Here is a 20,363-nt window from a genome sequence, read left to right on the forward strand (position 1 = left end):
AGCGTTGCGGTGGCCGCGTGGCGGGACGTTTAAGCGACGGGACGCACGACTCTCCCACGGATGACGTACGCGGTCGTCGGGTGTTCGGACTGCGGCGCGCTCTGGGTCGTGGAGGGGCGCCCGCAGACCACGGGGTGTCCGCGCTGCGAGAAACGCCACCGGTTCTCGAAGCTCAGGCGGTTCGTCACCACCGACGACGAGGACCACGCCCGGGAGGTGCGCGCGTCGATGCTCGCGAACCGCGCGGGCCACGGCGACGCGTTCGCCGAGGTCGAGGACTTCGCGGCGCTCGACGACGTCGCCGACGACGCCGGGATGAGCGACGAGGACTTCCTGTCGGCGGCAGGCGTGGACACCGACGAGGTCGCCGACGCCGCGGTGCGCGCCGAGCAGTCGACCCGGAGCCTGGGGAAACGCGAGGCGGTGCGGGCGGCGCTGCGCGACCTCGACGAACCGACGCAGGCGGACGTCGAGGCGTTCGCGGCCGAACACGGCGTCGGCGCCGACTACGTCGAGCGAGCGCTCCGGAAGCTGGAGCGCGCCGGCGAACTCACGCACACCGGCGACGGCTACCGGCTGCTGTAGGGCGGCGGGAATCGGCTGCTGTAGGGCGGCGGGAATCGGCTGCTGTCGGGCGGCGAGAGGCTATCGCTGTCGGGCGGCGAGAGGCTATCGCTGTCGGGCGGCGAGAGGCTATCGCTGTCGGGCGACGGCTACCGGCTGCTGTCGGGCGACGGCTACCGGCCGCTGGCGGGTGCGAGACCCCGCCGCGGCCACCGCCACGTTCTTCCACGTGGCCGGCAGACGTATCCACGATGGAGGGACTGTCCGGGCGGCTCTGGGACGTCGTGGTCGGCCTGACGCTCGTGAGCGCGGCCGTCGTGGTGGTCGTCGCGAGCACCGACCCCGGCTGGCCGGTGCCCGGCGTGTCGACGGTCGCGGCGCTCGCCGGCGTGTTCGCGGTCGGGTTCGCGGTGGCCGCCGCGGTGCGGGTCGTCGACGGCGACCGGGAACGCGGCGCCGGCAACCTCCTGGCCGTGCTCGGGTGGCTGCTGTTGCTCGTCGGCGAACTCCTCGAGGTCGGGTTCGTGACGGTCGGCGGCGTCGCCGTCGTGCTGGGGGCGGGCGCGTACCTCGTGTGGCTCGGGGTCGACTAGAGCGGGCCGCCGGTCAGCCCCTGCCAGAGCGTGAGCGCGAGCACGAGGACGGTGAGCAGCAGCTTCAGGACGCGCAGCGCGCGGACCGCCCGGGAGCGCGCCGGGTCCGGGTCGTCGCCGTCGCTGTGTACGTTCATATTACGGGGGACGGCCTTCGGGAAAATAACTCCGCGTCTGCCGCTCGGTGAAAGTGAAACTGGACGGCTACGCCGTCAGCGCCATCACGAGGACGCCCGCGACGCCGACGCCGCACAGCCAGCACACCGCCTGCAGGGGGTTCGGCAGGGGGATAACTCGCCCCGCCTGGTACTGGCCCGGGTGCCCCGTCGAGGCGCCGATGCGCGCGCTCGCCGCCGCTGTCTCCAGGCCGACGTCAGTGACGCCGAGGATGCCCGGGACGACGAACAGCGGCACGCCCGTGAGGGCCATCCCGAGCAACAGCAGCGGGAAGTCGACGGCGGCGGCGACGCCGACCAGCACGGCCGCCGTCGCCACGCCGACGGCGCCGTACCGGAGCGCGGTGGCGCGGAGGTCGACGTCGCTCATGCGTCGCCCTCGCGGCGGCGAACAGGTAAGCCTTCCGACGGGTCTCAGCGCCCGAGTTCCGCGTGCGCCGAGGAGAGGTGCCGGGACGCCAGCGCCGCCAGCAGGCTGAGCTCCCCGGCGAGCGCTCCCGCCGCGATGACCTCCGCGAGCGCGTCCGCGTTCGCGCCGGCGGGGTCGCCGCCGCCGCGCACCCCGAGGACGTCCAGCGCCTCGCGCTGGGTCGGGAGCTTCGTGCCGCCGCCCACGGTGCCGACCTCCAGGCTCGCGAGGTTCACGGAGGCGTACAGCGCGTCCTCGCGCGCCTCGACGGTGGTGATGGCGTTCGACCCCTCGACGACCTGCGCGGCGTCCTGTCCGGTCGCGAGGAAGACGGCGGCGACGACGTTCGCGGCGTGCGCGTTGAACCCGAGGCTGCCGGCCTTCGCGGACCCCACGAGGTTCTTGCGCGTGTTCGCCTCCTCGATGGCTTCCGGGGTCGTGTCGAAGCGCTCCTCGACGACGTCCCGGGGGATCGTCACGTCCGCCGTGACCGTGCGGCCGCGCCCCTCGACGGCGTTGATGGCGGCGGGCTTCTTGTCCGTGCAGAGGTTCCCCGAGAGCGCGACGAGTTCGGCGGGCGTCTCCGCCTCGACGACGTCGCTGGCTGCCTCTGTCGCGATGGTGGCCATGTTCATCCCCATCGCGTCCTTCGTGTCGTAGACGAACCGCAGGAAGACGCTGTCCCCGACGACGTACGGCGTCACGTCCGTGAGCTCGCCGTGGCTCGTCGTCGCCTCGGCGGCCGCCTTCAGGTCCTCGAAGTGGTCGCCGACCCACTCCGCGACCGCGGCGCCCTCGGTGACGTCCGCGACTCTGAAGACGGGGGCGCGCGTCATCCCGACCTTCGTGACGCGCGCGTTCGCGCCGCCCGCCGCGGTGATCGCCGAACAGCCGCGGTTCACCGAGGCGACGAGCGCGCCCTCCGTCGTCGCCAGTGGCAGGTAGTACTCGCCGTCCGCGGCGCCGCCGGAGACGGCGAGCGGGCCGGCGACGCCGAGGGGGACCTGGGCGCCGCCCGCGAGGTTCTCGATGGCGGTCTCGCTGGCCTGCGCGGCGTCGAACGCGAACGACCCGAGCGCGTCGGTGTCCGCGCCGGTCTCGCGTTCGAGGAGTTCGCGGCGCGCGGCCGCCGCGGCGTCGGCGTCAGCGCGGTCCTCGAGTTCGTAGAGCCGGAGGTCGCCGGCCTGCACGCGGTCGGCGAGGTCGCTGGCGTCGGTCATACCGGAGCGTCCACGCCGCGGCGCCCTCAAGGTTGTCCTTTCCCGGGGCCGCCGCGCCGCCGCGAACCGCAGGGCGTATTACTCGGTGGTCGTACCTAGTGGTATGGCCGTGACCGCGATGCTGTCGGTCGCACCGCTGGACAGCCCGGAGGTCGACTTCGACGCCGAGATCGCGAAGGCCGTCGACGCCCTCGAGGACTACGACGTCCGCTACGAGACCCACCCGATGGAGACCACCATCGAGGCCGACTCGCTGGACGAGGTGTTCGCCGCCGCGCAGGGCGCCACCGAGGCCGTCGACGCCAGCCGCGTCAGCACGAAGCTCAAAATCGACCACTTCCGCGAGGAGACCCTCGACGTCGAGGAGAAAGTCGACCGCGTCGAAGCCCACCTCGGCCGGCGCGCCGCCAGCGCTGACGCCCGCGACGCGGAGGCCAGCGACGGATGACGGCCAGCGAGACCGGCGGCGACGCCGAGCGGTCGTCGGCGTCCCGGGTCGCGTCGCGGCGGCGGTTCGTCGCCGCCGTCGGCTCCGCGACCGCGCTCGGCCTCGCCGGCTGCATCGAGACCTCGCCCACCGGCGACGACGCCGCGACGACGAGCGACCCCTCGACCGGGGGCACGTCGACGACGACCGGCGGCACCACCGCCACCACCGCGGGCGAACCCCAGCAGCTGCGCGTCGGCACCACGCAGGCGTACGTCGACGCCGTCTCCACGAGCGCCGGCGACTGGGTGAAACAGGCCTTCGAGGCCGAGCACGACGTCGACTTCGAGTGGGTGGTCCGGGAGAACGAACTCAACGACTTCGTCCAGCGCAAACAGGAGGGCGTCGACCTCGGCGCGCACGGCTACGTCGGCGTCACGCCCACGAGTCTCGTGCGCGCGGACCGCACGCTCGAGGACTCCCTGTTCGCGGCCTTCGACACCGACCGGATTCCGAACACCGGGGACGTCACCGACGCCTACTGGTTCGACCCCGAGCGCCGCGTCCTCCCGACCGGCGCCTCCTACGTCTGCGTCGTCTACGACGAGACCGCCGTCCCCGAACCCGAGACCCTCGAGGACCTCACGCGGGACGAGTGGAGCGACGGCCTGCTGCTGCCGAACCCACAGAACACCGTCACCGGCCTCAGCTTCCTGCTGTGGACCGTCCACGAGTTCGGCGAGGACGACTACCTCGACTACTGGGAGCGCCTCGTCGACAACGGCCTCCAGACGACGAGCAACTGGAACGCCGCCTACAGCGCGTACTCCAGCGAGGAGGCGCCGATGGTGATGTCGTACAGCACCGACCAGGTGTACGCCTCGCAGGCCGAGGACACGGACATGCGCCGCCACCAGATCGCGTTCCCGAACGACCAGGGGTACGCGTACGTCTCCGGCACCGCGCGGTTCGCCGGCACCGGCAGCGAGGACCTGATGCACGCGTTCGCGGAGTTCATGCTCGCGGCCGAGACCCAGCGAGAGGTCGCCGTGAAGAACGTCGGCATCCCGACCGTCGAGGACGCAACGCTCCCCGAGGACCTCCGGCAGTACGTCCACGTCCCCGAGAACGCCCTCCAGTACGGCTACGAGACGCTGGCGGAGCGCGCCGACGAGTGGCGCGAGGCGGTCGCGCGGCGCATCGCCACGCAGTGAGTTGCCCCGTCCAGTTGCGCGCACTGGCGGGCCGCTTCCCGAACGGCTAAGCGTCCGGCCGCACGCGTTCGAACCATGACTGCGGCAGCCGACCTGATTCTGCGCGACGGCGTCGTGCACACGCTCGCCGGCGACGAGGAGACGTACGACGCCGTCGCCGTCCGTGACGGTCGCGTGGTGGGACTCGCCAGCGACTACGACGTCGCGTTCCTCGAGGGCACCGGCACCGAGGTGGTGGACCTCGGCGGCCGCCACGTCCTCCCCGGGTTCGTGGACGCGCACACGCACATGGAGCACGTCGGCCAGTTCGGCGTGCACGCGGACCTCCGCGGCGCGAGCGGCCCCGGTGAGGTCACCGAGCGCCTCCGCGAGCGCGCCGGCGAGACCGACGGCGAGTGGGTGCTCGGGTTCGGGTACGACGAGAGCCAGTGGGCGGACGGCGACCTCCACCGGTCGGACCTCGACGCCGTCAGCGAGACGCGGCCCGTCGCCGCCGTCCGCGAGGACATGCACACCGCGACCGTCAACGGCGCCGCGCTCGACGCGTACGGCGCCGAGATGCCAGCGGGCGACGTGCTCGGCGACGGCCGGATCGTCGAGGACGCCGTCGAGGTCGTCTTCGCCGCGACCGACCCCGACCCCGGGGAGACCGAGGCCCTGCTCCGCGCGGCGCAGCGCGAGGCCAACGAGAAGGGCGTGACGGCGGTCCACGACATGGTGCGGCAGTCCCACGCGCCGCGGGTCTACCGCGACCTCGACGCGGCCGGCGACCTCACGGTGCGCGTGCGGCTGAACTACTGGAGCGACCACCTCGACGCCGTCCTCGAGACCGGCCTGCGGACCAACCACGGCTCCGCGATGGTCGAGGTCGGCGGTATCAAGACGTTCACGGACGGCAGCCTCGGCGGCCGCACCGCGAAGCTCTCCGAGCCGTACGCCGACGCGACCGGCGAGACCGGCACGTGGGTCGTCGACCCCGGGGAACTCCGCGCGCTCGTCGCGCGCGCCGACGACGCCGGCCTCCAGGTGACCGCCCACGCCATCGGAGACGAGGCCGTCGACGCCGTGCTCGACGCCTACGAGGACGCCGCGGCGGACGCGGGCGCGAGCCGCCACCGGATCGAGCACAGCGAGCTCGCCAGCGACGACGCGGTCGCGCGCATGGCCGAGCTGGGCGTCGTCGCGTCGATGCAGCCGAACTTCCTGAAGTGGGCGGGCCGCGAGGGGCTCTACGAGGACCGCCTCGGCACGGAGCGCCGGGAGGCCTCGAACTGCTTCCCCGCGTACCTCGAGGCCGGCGTGCCGCTGGCGTTCGGCAGCGACTGCATGCCCCTCGACCCCCTGCTGGGCGTCCACTACGCCGTCAACGCGCCCGCGGACGAACAGCAGGTGTCCGTCACGGAGGCGCTGCGCGCGTACACCAGCGGCGGCGCGTACGCGGGCTGTCGCGAGCACGAGCAGGGCACTATCGAAGTGGGCGCGCTCGCGGACTTCACGGTGCTGGAGGCGTCCCCGTGGGAGCGCGCCGACGCGATTCGCGACCTCGACGTGGCGATGACCGTCGTCGACGGCGACGTGGTCTACCGCGCGGACTGACGGCGACGTGGTCTACCGCGCGGACTGACGGCGACGTGGTCTACCGCGCGGACTGACGGCGACGTGGTCTACCGCGCGGACTGACGGCGACGTGGTCTACCGCGCGGACTGACGGCGCGCGGTCGAGTCGGTGCGCCCTAGCCGGCCACGCCCCCCTCTTCCGGGTCGTCCTCGACCGGCAGGCCGGTCGCCATGAGCCGCCGCACGATGGCGACCAGCCCGTTGTCGAAGCCGCGCCCGAACACGCCCTGCTCGTGCGTGCGGTCGGCCTCGGCGGTCTCGGTGAACGAGCTCACCAGGATCGCCTCCCGGTCGACCAGCACCAGTCGACTGATCTCGGTGTCGTCGCCGGCGAGCGGCGACCCGCGCAACCACTCCAGGCCCGACACGAACACCTCGACCTCGGGGAGCGCGCGCTGGATCTCGGCTTCGAGGTCCTCGTCGACGGTCCCGACGACGACGCTCACGCCCCGCTCGTGGGCGGTCTGTAACTGCTCGGCCAGCCGGTCGGTGAAGATGCTCCCGTGCCCGATGACGAGCACCACCTCCTCGGTCGCTCCGGCGATGAGCTGTTCCGTGCGGCTCGTGATGCCCTGGTCGCCCTCGATTGCCCACACCTCGTGGGTGGCTTCCGTCGTCCGGCCGTCGTCGGACGGCTCGAGGCCGCCGAGCGCGTCCCGGAGCGTCTCCGTGCGGCCGACGTACTCCGACTGCAGCGTGCTGACGGCCTCGTCGATGGAGACCGCGCGGAACACCTGCGGGTTGGAGTGTTGGGTCTCCACGAGGCCTTTCGATTCCAGGACGCGGATGGCGTCGTAGACGCGCGTCCGCGGCACCTCGGAGGTCTCGCTGATGTCCTTGGCCGTGCCCTCCGCTCGCCGCGCCAGCGCCACGAAGGACTTGGCTTCGTACTCCTTGAGTCCGAGCTGCTGGAGCAGTTCGATCGCTCGTTGTTGATTTGAAGGTTCGTCCATTGGTCCCAACCTCGACTGCTACCGTCCCTTTCGGCCCCCAGGTGTTTAGTTCGTCGTCCTGCCGCGGAGACCTGTCACTAGGAGGATGACAATACTCGTCGGAATCGAGGGGGCTGTAGCTCCCCGAGGGCGGCCGGCTCGATTCGTTCACTCACTTAATCACAGTAATTCTATGTAGGGGTGGAACAGACTGTTGCGTGGCGTGTAGCTCCAGAACTGGTCCCAACCCCTCTGTCGCTACACGCCCGGAACCACCACACCCGGTGGTTTTCACGACGACGACGACGACGTAGCCATGTCCCGCGACCCGGCAGACCGGCCACGCTCCACGGCGGTCGAACAACTCGAGGCACTCGGTCTGAGTACCTACGCCGCGCGGACGTTCGTCGCGCTCGTCGGCCTCGGCGACGGCACCGCACAGGACGTGAGCGAGGTCGCCGACGTCCCCCGGACGCGCGTCTACGACGCCGCCGACGAACTGCGCGAGCACGGCCTCGTCGACGTCAGGCAGTCGAACCCGAAGCGGTTCTGGGCGGTCTCGGCGGAGACGGCCGGCCGTCACTTCGAAGCGGAGTACGCCCACCGCGTGTCGACCCTGACGGCGGCCCTCGATGCACTCGAGCCCACGAACCGCACCAGCGAACAGCGCGGCGTCTGGACGGTCACCGGCCGGGACGCCGTGACCGAACGCGTCGCGGAGTTCGTCTCGACGGCCGGCGACGAGGTCGTGTTCACGACGGTGGACTCGCTGCTGACGGACGGGGTCGTCGAGAGCCTGCGTCGCGCCAGCGACCGCGGCGCGACGATCCGCTTCGCGGAGATGTCCCCGTCGGCGGGGGCCAGACTCCAACGGGAGGTGCCCGACGCCCGGCTGTTCGAGTCGCTGTGGGACTGGTCGGAGACGCCCGCCGGCCGGCTGCTGATGGTCGACCGGGAGAAGACCCTGGTGAGCGTGCGCGTGGACGCGGACGGCGACCGCCCGCCGGAACCGCGCGACGAGACCGCCATCTGGGGGTCGGGGCCGGAGAACGGCCTGGTGGTCGTCCTGAACGCGCTGTTCGCCTGGCAGCTCGACGGGAGCCGCGGATAGGCGAGGCCTGTAACTCGTTCCCTCACACCAAGGGTTTACCTGTGGGGGTCCAATCACTCTGTATGTCAGGTCCGACGCGGCACGGCGCCACGGTCGGCCCGGGCGCTGAGGCACAATGAGCCACGACTCGAACGACGCGGCCGACCGGGAGCCCACCGAACGGCGTCCGACCCTGGACGCGGAGCCAGCGACGGTCCGCTACGACTGGCGCGAGTCCGGCCAGCCCAGCGTGACCGTGTCCGAAGCGGTCGCCGCCGCCACCGGCCGGCTCACGACCGACCTCCCGCCGCTCCAGCAGTCCGTCGACCCGGACGCGCTCGACACACTGCTCACGCGCGGTCAGTCGGCCGTGACGGTCTCGTTCACCTACGCGGACGTGACCGTCTCGGTGAACGGTGCCGGGACCGTGGAAGTCGCCGTCGCGGAGTGAGCGGCGGCGCGCCGCGGAGTAGCCTCCCCCGTCTCGAGCGGCGCGTCCCGGGCCGTGTCAACGGCGCTCGGCCGCCGCGCGCAACACCGGTCCGCGCGCGCCGTCAGTCGTCGGCCGACTCGTCGCTCCGGTGGCTGTCCAGCGCCCGCAGCAGCGAGTAAACCTCCCGGAAGTGCTCCCCGGGCGCTACTGTGCCGCGGTCGGCGTCGTAGACGACGACGTCTGCGTCCTGTAACATCGGCAGGTGGCGCTGGTGGAGCTCGACGAGGCCCCCCTCCGGGGCGCCGTTCCCGCGCGGCGCTGGGGTTGCGGTCGTGGGCTCCGCGACCGACGGTCCGCTCCCGGGTGGCGCCGTCACGGCGCGTCGGCCGCGAGCGCGTTCCGCACGAGCGGCATCAGCGACACGAGGCCGACGACCACCAGCAGGACGCCGACCATCGTGAGCGTCGCCGACCCGAACAGGATGAGGGCGGTGCCCGCGCCGACCGCCGCGACCACCCACACCCGGAGCGGCGTGTCGTACCGCGCCGTGTTCATAGGGACCACTACGCACACGACCCGATAAGTGTTGGTGGCGGCCGCCGCGGCCGACGCGCACGGCGAGGGTCGCACGGCCGCCGCGGTGAGTCGGCGGAACGCCTTTCAGGTCGCGCGAGCGACTTTCGGGTATGGCCGCCGCAGGACTCGTCCTCCTGGTCGTCGCGTTCGGAGTCGCGGCGCCGCTGGCCCTCTACGCGCTCGTCCGCCGGGAAGCCGAGGACAGCGACCGGATGAGCCGCGAGGAGGCCCGCGAGCGCGTCTCCCGCGACCGAGACGACCGCTGAGCGGCCGACGCGGCCGACGCGACACGGCGGCCGACGCCGCTCAGCGGACGGCACCGAGGGGCTTCGCGGCGTCCCACGCGCGCTCGAAGCGGTGGGCCAGCCGGTCGACGAGCGCGTCGTCGCGCAACTCCACGCCGCCGAGACGCTCGCCGTCGTCCAGTGGGTGGGGGACGTGGAAGAACACGCGGTCGTCGTCGACGACGTCGAACGTCAGTGAGAGGCCGGTCGTCACTCGCACCGCGATGGCGTCGCCGTCCCGGTATCGGTCGCGGACGTCCGCCGGGACGCCGTCCAGAACGCGGGCGTCGACGAGCGCGCGGACGTCGTGGTCAACGGGCAGCGCGTCGTGGAACGCGGTCAGCTCGGCCTCGTAGTCCGTCCACGCGGCCGACGCGTACGGCCGCGACATCGCCGACCGCACCGACGACTCCGCGTCGACGAACGCCCGCTCTGTGAGCGTGACCGCGGCGTCGCTGCCCAGCGGCGCCGTCCAGAACCGCCCCTCCGCGGGCGGCGTCGCCGCCAGGTCGTCGCCGACCTCCTCGGCGAGGCGCTCGTAGCGCTGGGCGTGCGCGTCGAGTTCGCTGCGGCGCTCCGCGAGCAGCACGTCCGCCGCCTCCGTGGGCGGCACGGCCGCGTACGTGGTCGGTTCCGTCGGCTCCGTGGTCACGAGGCCGCGCGCTGCGAGCCCGTTCAGCACGTCGTAGACGCGTCCCATCGGCACGCCGCTGGCGTCCGAGGCGGCCTGCGCCGACGACGGGCCGCGCGCCACCAGCGCCCGGTAGCACTGCTCCTCGTAGCTGGAGAGCCCGAGTTCCGCGAGCCGCGACATGACTGTGGGCGCGCGCCGGTCCCGCAAGAAGCCACCGGTGTGTCGGCAAACAAACAGCAAGTGGCGCCGCGTTCGAGAACGGCTTTCCGGCACGCCGGCCGCGGCTCTCTCATGCAGGCCTACGCGTACCTCGCCGCCGCCATCGCCGCGGAAGTCACCGGCACGACCGCGCTGAAACTCTCCGAGGGGCTCACCGAGCCCGCACCGAGCGTCGCCGTCGTCGCCGGCTACGCCGGTTCCTTCTACCTCCTCGGTCTCGTGCTGGAGGAACTGCCGGTCGGCGTCGTCTACGCGACGTGGGCGGGCGCCGGCGTCGTCGCGACGGCCGCCGTCGGGGTCGTCGTCTTCGACGAGGCGATGGACGTCGCCGGCGTCGTTGGGATGGCACTGGTCGTCGCCGGAGTGCTCCTCTTGAACCTCGTCTCGGACGCGTACGCGCCCGCGTACTGACCGGCGCCTACTCGAGCAGCGACGCGCCGGTCATCGCGGCCGGTTTCTCGACGCCGAGCACGGCCAGCAGCGTCGGCGCGACGTCCCGGAGCGCGCCGCCCTCGCGCACGCGCTTCCCGCCGCCGAGGCCGTCGCCGGTGGCGTCCGCGTCCAGTGAGACGAACGGCACGGGGTTGAACGTGTGCGCGGTGTGGGGGTCATCCCGGGTTCCCATGTCGTCGGCGTTCCCGTGGTCGGCGGTGAGGAGGACGTGCGCGCCGGCCTCACGGAGGGCGGGGACGAGGCGGCCGAGTTCGCGGTCGACGGCCTCGACGGCCGCGACGGCGGCGTCGAAGTCGCCCGTGTGGCCGACCATGTCGGGGTTCGCGTAGTTCACCACGAGCACGTCCGGGTCGTCGCCGGCGAGCGCGTCGAGGACGGTGTCCGTGACGCCGGCGGCGCTCATCTCCGGCCGGCGGTCGTACGTCGGGACGTCCGGGCTCTCGACGATGCGCCGGGTCTCGCCCTCGAACTCGACCTCGCGGCCGCCGTTCAGGAAGTACGTCACGTGGGGGTACTTCTCGGACTCCGCGACCCGGAGCTGCGTCAGGCCGTTCGCGGCGAGCACGGCCCCGAGCGTGTCCTCGGGCTGTTTCGACTCGAACGCGACCGGCAGGTCGAACGTCCTGTCGTACTCCGTCATCGTCGCCACCGGCACCTCGGGCGGGTCCGTGGTGACGCCCTCGGTTTCCCAGTCCTCTGGGCGGACGTCCGCCAGCATGCGCGTGAGCTGGCGCGCGCGGTCCGCGCGGAAGTTACAGAACACGACGGCGTCGCCCTCGCTGAGGGCGTCGCCGCCCCGGACGATAGTGGGTTCGACGAACTCGTCGGTGTCGCCCCGGTCGTAGCTCTCGCGGACGGCGTCGACGGCCGTCTCGGCGCGGTGGTCGCCGACGCGGTCCACGATGGCGTCGTACGCGCGCTTCGTGCGCGCCCAGTTCTCGTCGCGGTCCATCGCGTAGTAGCGCCCGGTGACGGTGGCGACGTCGCCCGTGTCGTACTCCTCGATTACCTCCTCGAGCGCCCGGAGGTAGTTCTCGCCGCCGTGGGGCGCGGTGTCGCGGCCGTCCGTGAACGCGTGCGTGGTCGCCGGGAGGTCCCGGGACGCCGCGCACTCCAGGAGCGCGTGGAGGTGTTCGTGGTCGGAGTGGACGCCGCCGTCGGAAACGAGCCCCATGAAGTGGACGCGGCCGCCCGTGCGTTCGACGTGGTCGAGCGCGCCACTGATGGCGTCGTTCGCGCAGAACTCGCCGTCCGCGATGGCGTCCTCGATGCGCGTGTACTCCTGGAGGACGACGCGTCCGGCTCCGATGGTGAGGTGGCCGACCTCGCTGTTGCCCATCTGGCCGCGCGGGAGGCCGACGTCGCGACCCGACGTGGCCAGCGTGCCGAACGCGCCGCGGTCGGCGTACTCGTCGAAGTTCGGGGTGTCGGCGGCTTTCACGGCGTCTAATCGATCGTGGTCGCCGAGCCCCCAGCCGTCGAGAATCACGAGCGCGACCTGCATGCGTGGAGGTGGGTGAGCCGCGCGTAATTACGTGTCGTCCGCGGCGCGATTGCCGTCCTCGCTGGCGGTGTGTGCGTCCGGCGCGTCTGCGTCGAACTCCGCGCCGCACTCGCCGCAGACCATGTGCCGACCGGGGACGGTGCGCTGGGCGGAGACGAAACCGCACTCGGGACAGACGCTGAACGGCCGTTCGTCGGCCGGCGCGCCGGGTTCGACGGCCATGTGGATCCACGCGTCCGGGTCGGATTCGTCGTAGAGTTCCACGCCGTGGCCGGTGCGACGCCAGTTCACCGCCGGACTGTGGGCTCCGCCAGACATCTGTCCTCCTCTACCAGCCCGCGCCAATTAACATTTCTGACAAAAATTTGGCTCGGGTTCGAGTAAACGGTGACGAGGTCCCCCACAGGCGTCCGCGTTCTCGAACCGTCACGTCGTTTCGTTCACGTGACGGATAGTGGTCTCGTTCACGTGGTACAGTGACACCACGGGAACGCCGTCTGCGCTCTTGTCCGGCGTGCCGTACGAGTACGTCGCATCGACACGTACGTACAGTCCGTCGTCGCTCTCGTTCAGCACTGTCGCGTTGACCGGGCGCACGTACCCGAGTTCGAAGTACGTGACGTCGGTCTCGTTGCGGAGTTGGCTCTGCAGGCGGGCTTCCTCGTGGGCTATCGCAGCTGTCGTTGCCGTTTCGTTAGTCAGGTTGGTGGGAGGAGACGGAAACGATGCAGGAGCGACGGTGGTGACAGCGGTCGTCTCGGGACTCGATATCGTCGCCACCGTCCCATCGCTCGAATCGGTTACGAGCGGACTGCTGGCACAGCCTGCGGTCACGACGAGCACGGCGATTGCCAGTGCTGGCACCCGTATTCGAGTCACGAGACCCCGTTCGGGACGTTCCAGAATAAAGCCCGTACAGGCTAAACCAGGGGTTTATCCCTACAACGGCTCGACTCCCGGATTCATTCGGCTGTTTGACCGAATCCGGGGAGGGCGAGATGGGCGTCGGTGAGAGAGACGAACAGCACAGAGAACAGGCGTGAAAGCACACGCTTCTGGTACGTCTCTGGTCGTTCGTGCGAACGTACCGGGGGCCTATATGACCCTCCACCGCCGAGGGGCGTGCATGACCCTCGACCCCGTCCACTTCGACGGCATCGAAGCCCTCGCGAGCCAGATCCGCCACGAGGTGGACGCCGAGGAACACCGCGACGTCGCCGAGGAGACGTGGGCGAACTACCTCGACCCGCTGTACGGCGACGACGGTCCCGTCCTCGAACCGCTCGACGAACAGCGCCGCAGGGCGGCCGACGTCCAGGAACTCGCGCTCCAGCCGTCGCCCTTCGAGACGGCCCACGGCCTCGACTCCGGGACCATCAACCCGAAGACGTTCAAGAACGGCCTCGTGCTCGACCTCGCGCAGGCCGCGATGAGCGCGACGCCCTCCGACCTCGACCTCCACCGCTCGCGGACCGTCATCACGAGCGTCCACTCCAACGACGCCACCGTGCGGACGGGGACCGGCTGGCGGAAGAACGACGAGGGGTACTGGCGCGGCCGCATCGTCCACACCGCGCCGCTCGCCCGCGACCAGGAGCGCGTCGTCCACGGGCTCGCACTCTACCTCGCGGAGAGCCACCACGCCCTCGAACACGCCGGGGACGTCGACGACCTCCTGCTGCTGGACGGCCCCGTCTACCCGAAACAGCTCGTGAACTGGGCGGACCGCCACGCCAGCCTCGCGGACCTCGTCACGGAGAACGACCTCGTCGCCGAGGTCCTGGAGAACTACGTCCGCCTCGTCGAGGACTTCGCCGACCGCGGCGTCCCGCTCGCCGGCTTCGTGAAGAGCCCGGCGAGCCAGGCGCTCGTGCGCGCGCTCCGCGACCGCGGCCGCCCGACGCCGTGGGCCAGCGACGCCGCGTTCTTCTCGCAGGTGCTCGAACGCCGCGACTTCCACGACGGGGACTACTGCCGCCGCACCGACGAGCTCACGTGGACGGGCTGGTTCACGTCCACGCTCGGCGCCGACGGCGTGTTCGCCGACGCGAGCGAACTCGGCGTCGAACGGGAACTGCCAGCCGAACAGTACGAGGTCGCGTTCTTCGTCGTCTACGACCCCCGCACGGACCTCGTGCACAAGGTCGAACTGCCGCGCGCGTTCGCCGACGACGCCGACACCAGGGACGCCGTCGAGCGCTACGTCACCAGCCAGGTCGCCGCCGAAGCCGGGCCGCCCGAGCCCATCGAGAAGGCCGACGAGCTCGCGCGCATCGGCGCCACCGAGAAACAGGAGCTCGTCCGGAAGCTCGAGGCGTCCTTCGACAGCCGCCGCGACGAGAACTACGACGACCGGCGGTGGCCCGACCGCTGACCGCGGCGCGCGCCCCGCGCCGCATCGGCCGCTGGCTCGCAGCGGTCCCGACAGCGTCCCACCTCGCAGCGGCCGCGAACCGCCGTCCAGATTTAAGGACGCGCGCGGGCTCTCTCCGACGATGACCGACCGCGCCATCGAGACGCGCGACCTCACGAAGCGGTACGGCGACGAGACCGCCGTCGAGGGGCTCTCGCTCGCCATCCCCGAGGGCAGCGTCTACGGCTTCCTCGGCCCGAACGGCGCCGGGAAGACCACCACGATGCGGATGCTCACCACGCTCACCACCCCGTCTGGGGGGTCCGGCACCGTCGCCGGCGCGGACATCACCGACCGCGACGCCGTCGTCGCCGACATCGGCTACCTCCCAGAGGAGCCGCCGCTGCACGGCGAACTCACGGGCCGCGAACAGCTCCGGTACGTCGCCGGCCTCCGGGACCTCCCCGAGGCCGACGCCGAGGCGCGCATCGACGACCTCCTCGAGCGGTTCTCGCTGGCCGGCGACGCCGACAAGCGCATCTCCGCGTACTCGAAGGGCATGAAACAGAAGGCCGGCATCATCCAGGCGATGCTCCACGACCCCGACGTGCTCTTCCTCGACGAACCCACCTCCGGGCTGGACCCGCGCGCCGCGCGCACCGTCCGCGACACCATCGCCGACCTCGCGGACGGCGACGCCACCGTCTTCCTCTCCACGCACATCCTCCCCGTCGTCGACGAACTCGCGGACACCGTCGGCGTGCTCTCCGACGGCCGGCTCGTCACCGAGGGCGCGCCCGACCGCCTCAAGTCACGCGCCGAGTCCGGCGACGAGCGCACGCTCGAGGACGTCTTCCTCGAAGTCACCGGCGGCATCGGCGACGGAGACGCTGCGGCCGTCCGCGAGGAAGCGTAGCGATGCCGCGGCTCCCGGACGCGAACCACGCGACCAACATCGCCCGCAACGAACTCCGCGTCGGCTGGCGGAAGGTCCGCTCGAAGAGCCGCGTCCAGCTCGCCGCCGTCGCCGCCGCGGCGCTGTTCGCCGTCGCGTTCTCCGCGGCCGCCGCGTTCGGCGCGTACCTCGCCGGCCGGACGCTCGCCGGCGACCCCGGCGACCTCGCCGACCTCGTCGGCCTCGTCCCGGCCGGCGTCGCGACGTTCACGCTGTTCATGGCCGCGTACCTCACCGCGGTCCAGCTCGGCGACATCGACGCCCGGGACGGCTACCTCACCACCGTCCCCGCGCGGGACGTCGTCGGCGGCCTGCTGCTGGCGGGCTACGTGCGCGTCGTCGGCTACTTCGCGGTCCCGCTGCTCGTCGCCGCGGCCGCGCTCGCGTACGGCGCCGGCGCGCCGCTGGCGTTCCCGCTCGCCGCGCTCGCCGCGTTCCTCGCGACGGCCACCGCCTTCCTCGTCGGCTACCCGGTCGGTGTCACCGTCGCCGACCTCGCGAGCCGCTCCGCGTTCGTCGCGCGGTACAAGGCCCTGCTCGGCACGGCCGCGTTCCTCGCGTACTTCGGCCTCATCGTCACCGGCACGCTCGGCGACGTGTTCGGGCCCGTCGTCGAGGCGGCGGAGGCGTCACCCATCGCGTGGTACGCGGACCTCGCGCTGCTGCCGGTGCTGGACTCGGCGCGACCGCTCGCCGCCGCGGGCGCCGTCGTCGGCTCCGTCGCCGTCGGCGTCCTCGGCGTGCTCGCGAGCGTCCGCGCGTCCGAACGCCGCTGGTACGGCGAGTCCGCCCACACCGGCGCCGGCGAGACCGCCTCCGTCGCGGGCGGCCGCCTCGACCGCGTGGTCGGCCGGCGGACCGCGTGGGTCGCGCGGAAGTCCTGGCTGCGCGCCCGCCGCGCCCCCGTCAAGCTCGTCTACGTCGTCTACCCGGCGTTCCTGCTCGTGACGCCCGTCCAGGCGAGCGTCGAGGCCGGCCGCGTCACCAGCCTCCTCCCGGCGTCGGTTGCGCTATACGGCGCGTGGATGACCGGCGCCGCGTTCACCCTCAACCCCCTCGGTGACGAGGGCGTCGTCCTCCCCGTCACCGCCACCACCGGCGTCTCCGGCCGCGAGTTCGTCGGCGGCCTCGTCGCCGCGGGCGCGCTCGCCGGCGCGCCGCTGACGTTCGCCGCGACGCTCGCCCTCGCCGCGCTCAGCCCGATGGGGCCGGTCGCCGTCGCCTGCACGGCCGTCGCCGCGGCCGTCCTCCCGGTGCTGGCGGCGGGCGTCGCGGCCGGCGTCGGCACCGCGTTCCCGAAGTACGACGCCACCAGCGTCAGCCGGAACCGCGAGGTCGTCGTCCCGTCGCTGTGGGCGTTCGCCGTCTACACGCTCGCGTTCCTGCTCGCGGCGGGCGTCGCCACCGGCGCACAGCCGCCCGGCGCCGCCGAACTGCTCGCCGACGCCGCCGGCGTCTCCGCGGCGGCCGTCCGCGTCGGCGCGCTCGCCGCCGGCGTCGCGCTCACCGGCCTCGCCGCCGCGCTCTCCGTGCGGGCGGCCGTCCGCGCGTTCGACGACTACACCGTCGACGGCGGGCGCTGAACGCCGGCCGCGCGGTCAGGCCTCCGCCTCGTGCTCGGGCACGATCTCGACGACGACGTCCCCCGGGTCGACGCCGATGCGCGCGAACTGCGTGCGGACGTGCTCCTCCGCGGCCGCAAGGGCCTGCTCGCGCGTGTCGAACCCGCGCGGCATCGGCGTCTCGAACGCGACGTTGACGTCCTCGCCGGCGACCTCCTGGACGCTGCCGCCGCTCTCGACGGCGTAGAACTCGTCGCAGACCCAGACGTACGGCGCGGCCTCGTCGGGCGCCCCCTTGAACGACGGCGGCTCCTCGCCCCGCTCGTAGAGCGTCCCCGTCAGCGTCGTCCCCCCGGCCGAACCGCGCACCAGCAACATGTCTCAGCGTACGGCGCCCGTGAACATAAGCCCGCGGACACCTCCCACGCGCTCGGAGGACTGAACGGCCGGTCGGCGGCCGTCGGCCCGGTGCGGGACCTACCGGACCGCGGCCACGAGGTCGTCGCGGAGGCCGCCGGTGGTCGCCGCGACGTACAGGCCGTCGCCGGGACGCGCGACGGCCGCGCCCGCCTCCGCCGCGAACAGCTCGCCGACGTGCTGTTCCTCGTCGTCCGGGTGGAAACACACCATGCCGTCCAGGCGGCCGCGAGCGAGCGCGCCCCAGTGCACGCACGGCGACCACGACTCGACGACGCGCTTCGCCTCGTCCGCGAGCGCCGCCTGCATCGCCGCGGCGTCGTCCAGCCGGCCGTCGAGTTTCACGTCGTGCCCGACGACGAACCCGACGGTCGCCTTCGCGGTCGGCACGTCGGCCGCCGCGGCCACGGACGCGCCGTCGTGCCGGACGCCCTCGCCGCGGCGCGCCACGTAGAGGTCGTCGCTCACGGGGACGTACACGCAGCCCACGACCGGCCCGTCGTCGTCCAGGACGGCCGCGGCGGTGGCGAACGACGGCAGCCCGGACACGAAGTTGTTCGTGCCGTCCAGCGGGTCGACCACCCACTGGTAGTCGCCGCCCTCCGACACGTCCCCGGACTCCTCGGCGTACACCGCGTGGTCGGGGTGGGCGGCCCGGATCACGTCCAGCATCCGCCGCTCGCTCGCGCGGTCGGCGGCCGCCTTCACGTCGTGGCGGCTGAACTCCGCGTCGACCTCGCCGCCGAACCGCTCGCGGAGGTGCCGTCCGCCCGCGAGACACGCGCGGACCGCCGTGTTCTCGACTGCGGAGAGCATCACCGGACGACTCGCGACCAGCGTGTAAGGCGTTACGGTCCGAGGGAAAGCGGTTAGTGCGCGGCCCGTCACCGAACGCCCATGAGCGACCTCGGGGACTTCGCCGACCACGGCCGCGACGACGGAGACGACGGCGTCGACGCGGACGCAGACGACTTCGACCGCCCCGACCTCGCGGACACCGGCAGCGACGACGGCCTCGGCGCGCTCGCCGTCTCCGAGGGCCTGCGCATCCACGAGGACGGCCGCGAGACCGAACTGAAGGCGTACGTCACCGCCGGCAACCGCTCGGCGGTCCGGCTCGGCACGTACCTCGTCGCGCCCTACCCCGGCGGCGAGAAACTGTTCTGCAAGATCACCGGCCTCGAGTACGTGCAGGCGTTCCAGAGCGACGACGCCACGGAGATCCACGCGCGCCGCGCGATGCGCAGCGACGGCGTCGACGAACAGGACTACAAGTTCCTCGCGGACCTCGAACCCGTAGCGGTGCTTTACTCCGACGGTGGCGACCTCAAACGCCGCATGCCCGACCGCGTCCCCAAGCCCGAGACGGTCGTCCGGGCGGCCGACGACGCCACCGAGATCAAGACCGGCCTCAAGATCCCCGAGGACGGCGTCTTCCTCGGTCACCTCTCCGTCGGCGGCGAGAAGGTCCGGACGGCCGCGGAGCCGCCGACCATCGACTACCGCGTCGAGGACGACTACGAGGCCGGCGACCCCCTGGTGTTCCGGCACACCCTGGTCGCCGGCGGCACCGGCTCCGGGAAGACCCACACGGCGAAGAACGTCCTCCGCCAGTACCTCCACGAGGAACGCCGCTACCCCGTGGACGCGGGCGGCGCCGAACGCCGCCTCGCCGTCGTCCAGTTCGACCCCCAGGACGAGTACGCGCAGATGCACGACGACAACCCCGACGCGGACGCCGCCGACGAGCGCGCCTGGGAGACCCAGGGGCTGGCCCACGGCGGCCACGACGACACCGTCGCGTTCGTCCCGAAGGTCGGGTCGGCGTCCTACGAGGCCGACCACCACCGCGCCGAGCGCGTCGAGTTCACGGTGCCGTTCTCGATGGTGCGCTCGAACCCCTGGCTGGTCGCCTCCAGCGGCCTCAACGACAACCAGTACGGCGCGCTCACGCTCCTGCTCGACCGGTTCTTCCGGCAGTACGGCGGCGGCGGCACCTACGAGGAGTTCTGCGGGTTCCTCGACGACCCCGCGCTGAAGGAGGAACTCGACGAGAGCGGGCGCGTCCACGAGGCCACCTACGCGGCGGTGTTGCGCCGCGTCACCAACATGCCGTCCGGCCTCTTCGACCAGGACGCCCGCGCCATCACGGACCTCGTCGCGGACCGCCGGTTCGTGCGGCCCGGCCGCCTCTCCGTCGTGCCGACCTACCACATCAGCAACTCGCGCGCCGCGGAGACCGTGGTGCTCGCGGTGTCCAGCCTCCTCGTCGACCAGAAGCTCTCGAACGACCCCCGGTACGACGCCATCAAGGAGACGCCGCTCCTCGTGGGGATGGACGAGGCGCACAACTTCCTCGCGGACGCCGACAGCGTGCAGGCGTCGAAGGTCGTCGGGAAGTTCACGGAGGCCGCCAAGCAGGGCCGCAAGGAGCGCCTCGGCCTGTTCCTCGTCACGCAGGACCCCCAGGACGTCGCCGACCCCGTGTTCAAGCAGGTGAACACGACGGTCGTGTTGAACCTCGGCGACGAGGACGCCATCCAGGCGGTGAACATCCCCTCGAACCTCCAGTCGAAGGTCCCCTACATGGAGAAGGGCCAGATGGTCGTCTACTCGCCGGACAACTCCGAGCCCGTCGAGATCCAGGGCCTGCCGACGTGCCTGACGCGGCACGGCCGCGACTGACCGTCGCTGGCCGCCAGCGCGCGGGAACCACCCCCAGACTTTTTCC

Annotated in this window: 25 protein-coding genes; 13 read left to right on the forward strand and 12 right to left on the reverse strand. The window is 72.2% G+C overall.

The window, feature by feature from the left end; translation table 11 throughout:
- The first annotated feature begins 60 nt into the window (after positions 1–60).
- Together U5911_RS07500 and U5911_RS07505 are read left to right on the forward strand one after the other, a co-directional pair.
- A complete protein-coding gene (locus tag U5911_RS07500) occupies positions 61–585 on the forward strand; it encodes a DUF5817 domain-containing protein (protein WP_336036346.1) in 525 nt (174 codons plus the stop codon).
- Positions 586–815: 230 nt separating this feature from the next.
- Positions 816–1,157, forward strand: a complete 342-nt coding sequence (locus U5911_RS07505) for a hypothetical protein (protein WP_336036347.1) — start codon at positions 816–818, stop codon at positions 1,155–1,157.
- Here the strand turns inward: U5911_RS07505 and U5911_RS07510 are convergent.
- From U5911_RS07510 to hmgA, 3 genes are all read right to left on the reverse strand, one after another.
- Positions 1,154–1,294 carry a hypothetical protein gene (locus U5911_RS07510; RefSeq protein WP_336036348.1) on the reverse strand — a complete coding sequence of 47 codons (141 nt, stop codon included), beginning with the start codon at positions 1,292–1,294 and terminating at the stop codon, positions 1,154–1,156. The two genes, U5911_RS07505 and U5911_RS07510, sit on opposite strands and share 4 nt — an antisense overlap.
- A 67-nt stretch (positions 1,295–1,361) precedes the next feature.
- Positions 1,362–1,703 (reverse strand): hypothetical protein, encoded by a 342-nt coding sequence (locus U5911_RS07515; protein ID WP_336036349.1) that lies wholly within the window; start codon positions 1,701–1,703, stop codon positions 1,362–1,364.
- 44 nt (positions 1,704–1,747) lie between these two features.
- Positions 1,748–2,962 carry a hydroxymethylglutaryl-CoA reductase (NADPH) gene (hmgA, locus tag U5911_RS07520; RefSeq protein WP_336036350.1) on the reverse strand — a complete coding sequence of 405 codons (1,215 nt, stop codon included), beginning with the start codon at positions 2,960–2,962 and terminating at the stop codon, positions 1,748–1,750.
- A gap of 103 nt (positions 2,963–3,065) precedes the next feature.
- Here hmgA and U5911_RS07525 point away from each other — a divergent pair, with 103 nt between their 5' ends.
- From U5911_RS07525 to U5911_RS07535, 3 genes are all read left to right on the forward strand, one after another.
- Positions 3,066–3,410 (forward strand): thiamine-binding protein, encoded by a 345-nt coding sequence (locus U5911_RS07525; protein WP_336036351.1) that lies wholly within the window; start codon positions 3,066–3,068, stop codon positions 3,408–3,410.
- On the forward strand, positions 3,407–4,603 hold the full coding sequence (locus U5911_RS07530) for a thiamine ABC transporter substrate-binding protein (RefSeq protein ID WP_336036352.1): 1,197 nt from the start codon (positions 3,407–3,409) through the stop codon (positions 4,601–4,603). Before U5911_RS07525 ends, U5911_RS07530 begins: the two co-directional genes overlap by 4 nt.
- Before the next feature lie 75 nt (positions 4,604–4,678).
- A complete protein-coding gene (locus U5911_RS07535) occupies positions 4,679–6,199 on the forward strand; it encodes an amidohydrolase (protein WP_336036353.1) in 1,521 nt (506 codons plus the stop codon).
- Positions 6,200–6,336: 137 nt separating this feature from the next.
- Here the strand turns inward: U5911_RS07535 and U5911_RS07540 are convergent, their stop codons facing one another.
- On the reverse strand, positions 6,337–7,173 hold the full coding sequence (locus tag U5911_RS07540; RefSeq protein WP_336036354.1) for a TrmB family transcriptional regulator: 837 nt from the start codon (positions 7,171–7,173) through the stop codon (positions 6,337–6,339).
- A gap of 295 nt (positions 7,174–7,468) precedes the next feature.
- Between U5911_RS07540 and U5911_RS07545 the strand changes: the two genes are divergently transcribed.
- Both U5911_RS07545 and U5911_RS07550 read left to right on the forward strand, forming a co-directional pair.
- Positions 7,469–8,263, forward strand: coding sequence for a TrmB family transcriptional regulator (locus U5911_RS07545; protein WP_336036355.1), 795 nt, complete (start codon positions 7,469–7,471; stop codon positions 8,261–8,263).
- Positions 8,264–8,378: 115 nt separating this feature from the next.
- Positions 8,379–8,693, forward strand: coding sequence for a HalOD1 output domain-containing protein (locus U5911_RS07550; RefSeq protein ID WP_336036356.1), 315 nt, complete (start codon positions 8,379–8,381; stop codon positions 8,691–8,693).
- Positions 8,694–8,796: 103 nt separating this feature from the next.
- Here the strand turns inward: U5911_RS07550 and U5911_RS16795 are convergent, their stop codons facing one another.
- Together U5911_RS16795 and U5911_RS07560 are read right to left on the reverse strand one after the other, a co-directional pair.
- On the reverse strand, positions 8,797–9,051 hold the full coding sequence (locus U5911_RS16795) for a DUF7344 domain-containing protein (RefSeq protein WP_418771523.1): 255 nt from the start codon (positions 9,049–9,051) through the stop codon (positions 8,797–8,799).
- Positions 9,048–9,230, reverse strand: a complete 183-nt coding sequence (locus U5911_RS07560) for a hypothetical protein (RefSeq protein ID WP_336036358.1) — start codon at positions 9,228–9,230, stop codon at positions 9,048–9,050. Before U5911_RS07560 ends, U5911_RS16795 begins: the two co-directional genes overlap by 4 nt.
- Positions 9,231–9,361: 131 nt before the next feature.
- Here U5911_RS07560 and U5911_RS07565 point away from each other — a divergent pair, with 131 nt between their 5' ends.
- On the forward strand, positions 9,362–9,517 hold the full coding sequence (locus tag U5911_RS07565) for a DUF8143 family protein (protein ID WP_336036359.1): 156 nt from the start codon (positions 9,362–9,364) through the stop codon (positions 9,515–9,517).
- Between the two features lie 40 nt (positions 9,518–9,557).
- Here U5911_RS07565 and U5911_RS07570 read toward each other — a convergent pair whose 3' ends face one another.
- Complete coding sequence (locus tag U5911_RS07570; protein WP_336036360.1) at positions 9,558–10,349, reverse strand: TrmB family transcriptional regulator; 792 nt, start codon at positions 10,347–10,349, stop codon at positions 9,558–9,560.
- 111 nt (positions 10,350–10,460) lie between these two features.
- Here U5911_RS07570 and U5911_RS07575 point away from each other — a divergent pair, with 111 nt between their 5' ends.
- Positions 10,461–10,799, forward strand: a complete 339-nt coding sequence (locus U5911_RS07575; RefSeq protein ID WP_336036361.1) for a DMT family transporter — start codon at positions 10,461–10,463, stop codon at positions 10,797–10,799.
- Between the two features lie 7 nt (positions 10,800–10,806).
- Here the strand turns inward: U5911_RS07575 and gpmI are convergent, their stop codons facing one another.
- The 3 genes from gpmI to U5911_RS07590 form a co-directional block, all read right to left on the reverse strand.
- A complete protein-coding gene (gpmI, locus tag U5911_RS07580) occupies positions 10,807–12,345 on the reverse strand; it encodes a 2,3-bisphosphoglycerate-independent phosphoglycerate mutase (RefSeq protein ID WP_336036362.1) in 1,539 nt (512 codons plus the stop codon).
- A gap of 27 nt (positions 12,346–12,372) precedes the next feature.
- Entirely contained in the window at positions 12,373–12,663 is a 291-nt protein-coding gene (locus tag U5911_RS07585) for a hypothetical protein (protein ID WP_336036363.1), read from the reverse strand.
- Between the two features lie 108 nt (positions 12,664–12,771).
- On the reverse strand, positions 12,772–13,188 hold the full coding sequence (locus U5911_RS07590; protein ID WP_336036364.1) for a hypothetical protein: 417 nt from the start codon (positions 13,186–13,188) through the stop codon (positions 12,772–12,774).
- 283 nt (positions 13,189–13,471) lie between these two features.
- Between U5911_RS07590 and U5911_RS07595 the strand changes: the two genes are divergently transcribed.
- From U5911_RS07595 to U5911_RS07605, 3 genes are all read left to right on the forward strand, one after another.
- The gene (locus tag U5911_RS07595) at positions 13,472–14,719 is read left to right on the forward strand and encodes a DNA double-strand break repair nuclease NurA (protein WP_336036365.1); all 1,248 of its coding nucleotides are present in this window, start codon (positions 13,472–13,474) and stop codon (positions 14,717–14,719) included.
- 121 nt (positions 14,720–14,840) lie between these two features.
- Positions 14,841–15,614 (forward strand): ABC transporter ATP-binding protein, encoded by a 774-nt coding sequence (locus U5911_RS07600; protein WP_336036366.1) that lies wholly within the window; start codon positions 14,841–14,843, stop codon positions 15,612–15,614.
- 2 nt (positions 15,615–15,616) lie between these two features.
- Positions 15,617–17,236 (forward strand): hypothetical protein, encoded by a 1,620-nt coding sequence (locus U5911_RS07605; RefSeq protein ID WP_336036368.1) that lies wholly within the window; start codon positions 15,617–15,619, stop codon positions 17,234–17,236.
- Between the two features lie 15 nt (positions 17,237–17,251).
- Here the strand turns inward: U5911_RS07605 and U5911_RS07610 are convergent, their stop codons facing one another.
- The gene (locus U5911_RS07610) at positions 17,252–17,593 is read right to left on the reverse strand and encodes a DUF7113 family protein (RefSeq protein WP_336036369.1); all 342 of its coding nucleotides are present in this window, start codon (positions 17,591–17,593) and stop codon (positions 17,252–17,254) included.
- A 99-nt stretch (positions 17,594–17,692) separates the two neighbouring features.
- Positions 17,693–18,448 (reverse strand): inositol monophosphatase family protein, encoded by a 756-nt coding sequence (locus tag U5911_RS07615; protein WP_336036370.1) that lies wholly within the window; start codon positions 18,446–18,448, stop codon positions 17,693–17,695.
- Between the two features lie 81 nt (positions 18,449–18,529).
- Here U5911_RS07615 and U5911_RS07620 point away from each other — a divergent pair, with 81 nt between their 5' ends.
- On the forward strand, positions 18,530–20,317 hold the full coding sequence (locus U5911_RS07620; protein WP_336036372.1) for an ATP-binding protein: 1,788 nt from the start codon (positions 18,530–18,532) through the stop codon (positions 20,315–20,317).
- Positions 20,318–20,363 lie beyond the last annotated feature (46 nt).

It is taken from the genome of Halobacterium yunchengense, assembly GCF_037031165.1.
GTDB lineage: Archaea > Halobacteriota > Halobacteria > Halobacteriales > Halobacteriaceae > Halobacterium > Halobacterium yunchengense.

Coding starts and splice junctions, on each gene's coding strand:
- U5911_RS07500 (WP_336036346.1), top strand. CDS start 61: ATGACGTACGCGGTCGTCGGGTGTTCGGACTGCGGCGCGCTCTGGGTC.
- U5911_RS07505 (WP_336036347.1), top strand. CDS start 816: ATGGAGGGACTGTCCGGGCGGCTCTGGGACGTCGTGGTCGGCCTGACG.
- U5911_RS07510 (WP_336036348.1), bottom strand. CDS start 1,294: ATGAACGTACACAGCGACGGCGACGACCCGGACCCGGCGCGCTCCCGG.
- U5911_RS07515 (WP_336036349.1), bottom strand. CDS start 1,703: ATGAGCGACGTCGACCTCCGCGCCACCGCGCTCCGGTACGGCGCCGTC.
- hmgA (WP_336036350.1), bottom strand. CDS start 2,962: ATGACCGACGCCAGCGACCTCGCCGACCGCGTGCAGGCCGGCGACCTC.
- U5911_RS07525 (WP_336036351.1), top strand. CDS start 3,066: ATGGCCGTGACCGCGATGCTGTCGGTCGCACCGCTGGACAGCCCGGAG.
- U5911_RS07530 (WP_336036352.1), top strand. CDS start 3,407: ATGACGGCCAGCGAGACCGGCGGCGACGCCGAGCGGTCGTCGGCGTCC.
- U5911_RS07535 (WP_336036353.1), top strand. CDS start 4,679: ATGACTGCGGCAGCCGACCTGATTCTGCGCGACGGCGTCGTGCACACG.
- U5911_RS07540 (WP_336036354.1), bottom strand. CDS start 7,173: ATGGACGAACCTTCAAATCAACAACGAGCGATCGAACTGCTCCAGCAG.
- U5911_RS07545 (WP_336036355.1), top strand. CDS start 7,469: ATGTCCCGCGACCCGGCAGACCGGCCACGCTCCACGGCGGTCGAACAA.
- U5911_RS07550 (WP_336036356.1), top strand. CDS start 8,379: ATGAGCCACGACTCGAACGACGCGGCCGACCGGGAGCCCACCGAACGG.
- U5911_RS07560 (WP_336036358.1), bottom strand. CDS start 9,230: ATGAACACGGCGCGGTACGACACGCCGCTCCGGGTGTGGGTGGTCGCG.
- U5911_RS07565 (WP_336036359.1), top strand. CDS start 9,362: ATGGCCGCCGCAGGACTCGTCCTCCTGGTCGTCGCGTTCGGAGTCGCG.
- U5911_RS07570 (WP_336036360.1), bottom strand. CDS start 10,349: ATGTCGCGGCTCGCGGAACTCGGGCTCTCCAGCTACGAGGAGCAGTGC.
- U5911_RS07575 (WP_336036361.1), top strand. CDS start 10,461: ATGCAGGCCTACGCGTACCTCGCCGCCGCCATCGCCGCGGAAGTCACC.
- gpmI (WP_336036362.1), bottom strand. CDS start 12,345: ATGCAGGTCGCGCTCGTGATTCTCGACGGCTGGGGGCTCGGCGACCAC.
- U5911_RS07585 (WP_336036363.1), bottom strand. CDS start 12,663: ATGTCTGGCGGAGCCCACAGTCCGGCGGTGAACTGGCGTCGCACCGGC.
- U5911_RS07595 (WP_336036365.1), top strand. CDS start 13,472: ATGACCCTCGACCCCGTCCACTTCGACGGCATCGAAGCCCTCGCGAGC.
- U5911_RS07600 (WP_336036366.1), top strand. CDS start 14,841: ATGACCGACCGCGCCATCGAGACGCGCGACCTCACGAAGCGGTACGGC.
- U5911_RS07605 (WP_336036368.1), top strand. CDS start 15,617: ATGCCGCGGCTCCCGGACGCGAACCACGCGACCAACATCGCCCGCAAC.
- U5911_RS07610 (WP_336036369.1), bottom strand. CDS start 17,593: ATGTTGCTGGTGCGCGGTTCGGCCGGGGGGACGACGCTGACGGGGACG.
- U5911_RS07615 (WP_336036370.1), bottom strand. CDS start 18,448: ATGCTCTCCGCAGTCGAGAACACGGCGGTCCGCGCGTGTCTCGCGGGC.
- U5911_RS07620 (WP_336036372.1), top strand. CDS start 18,530: ATGAGCGACCTCGGGGACTTCGCCGACCACGGCCGCGACGACGGAGAC.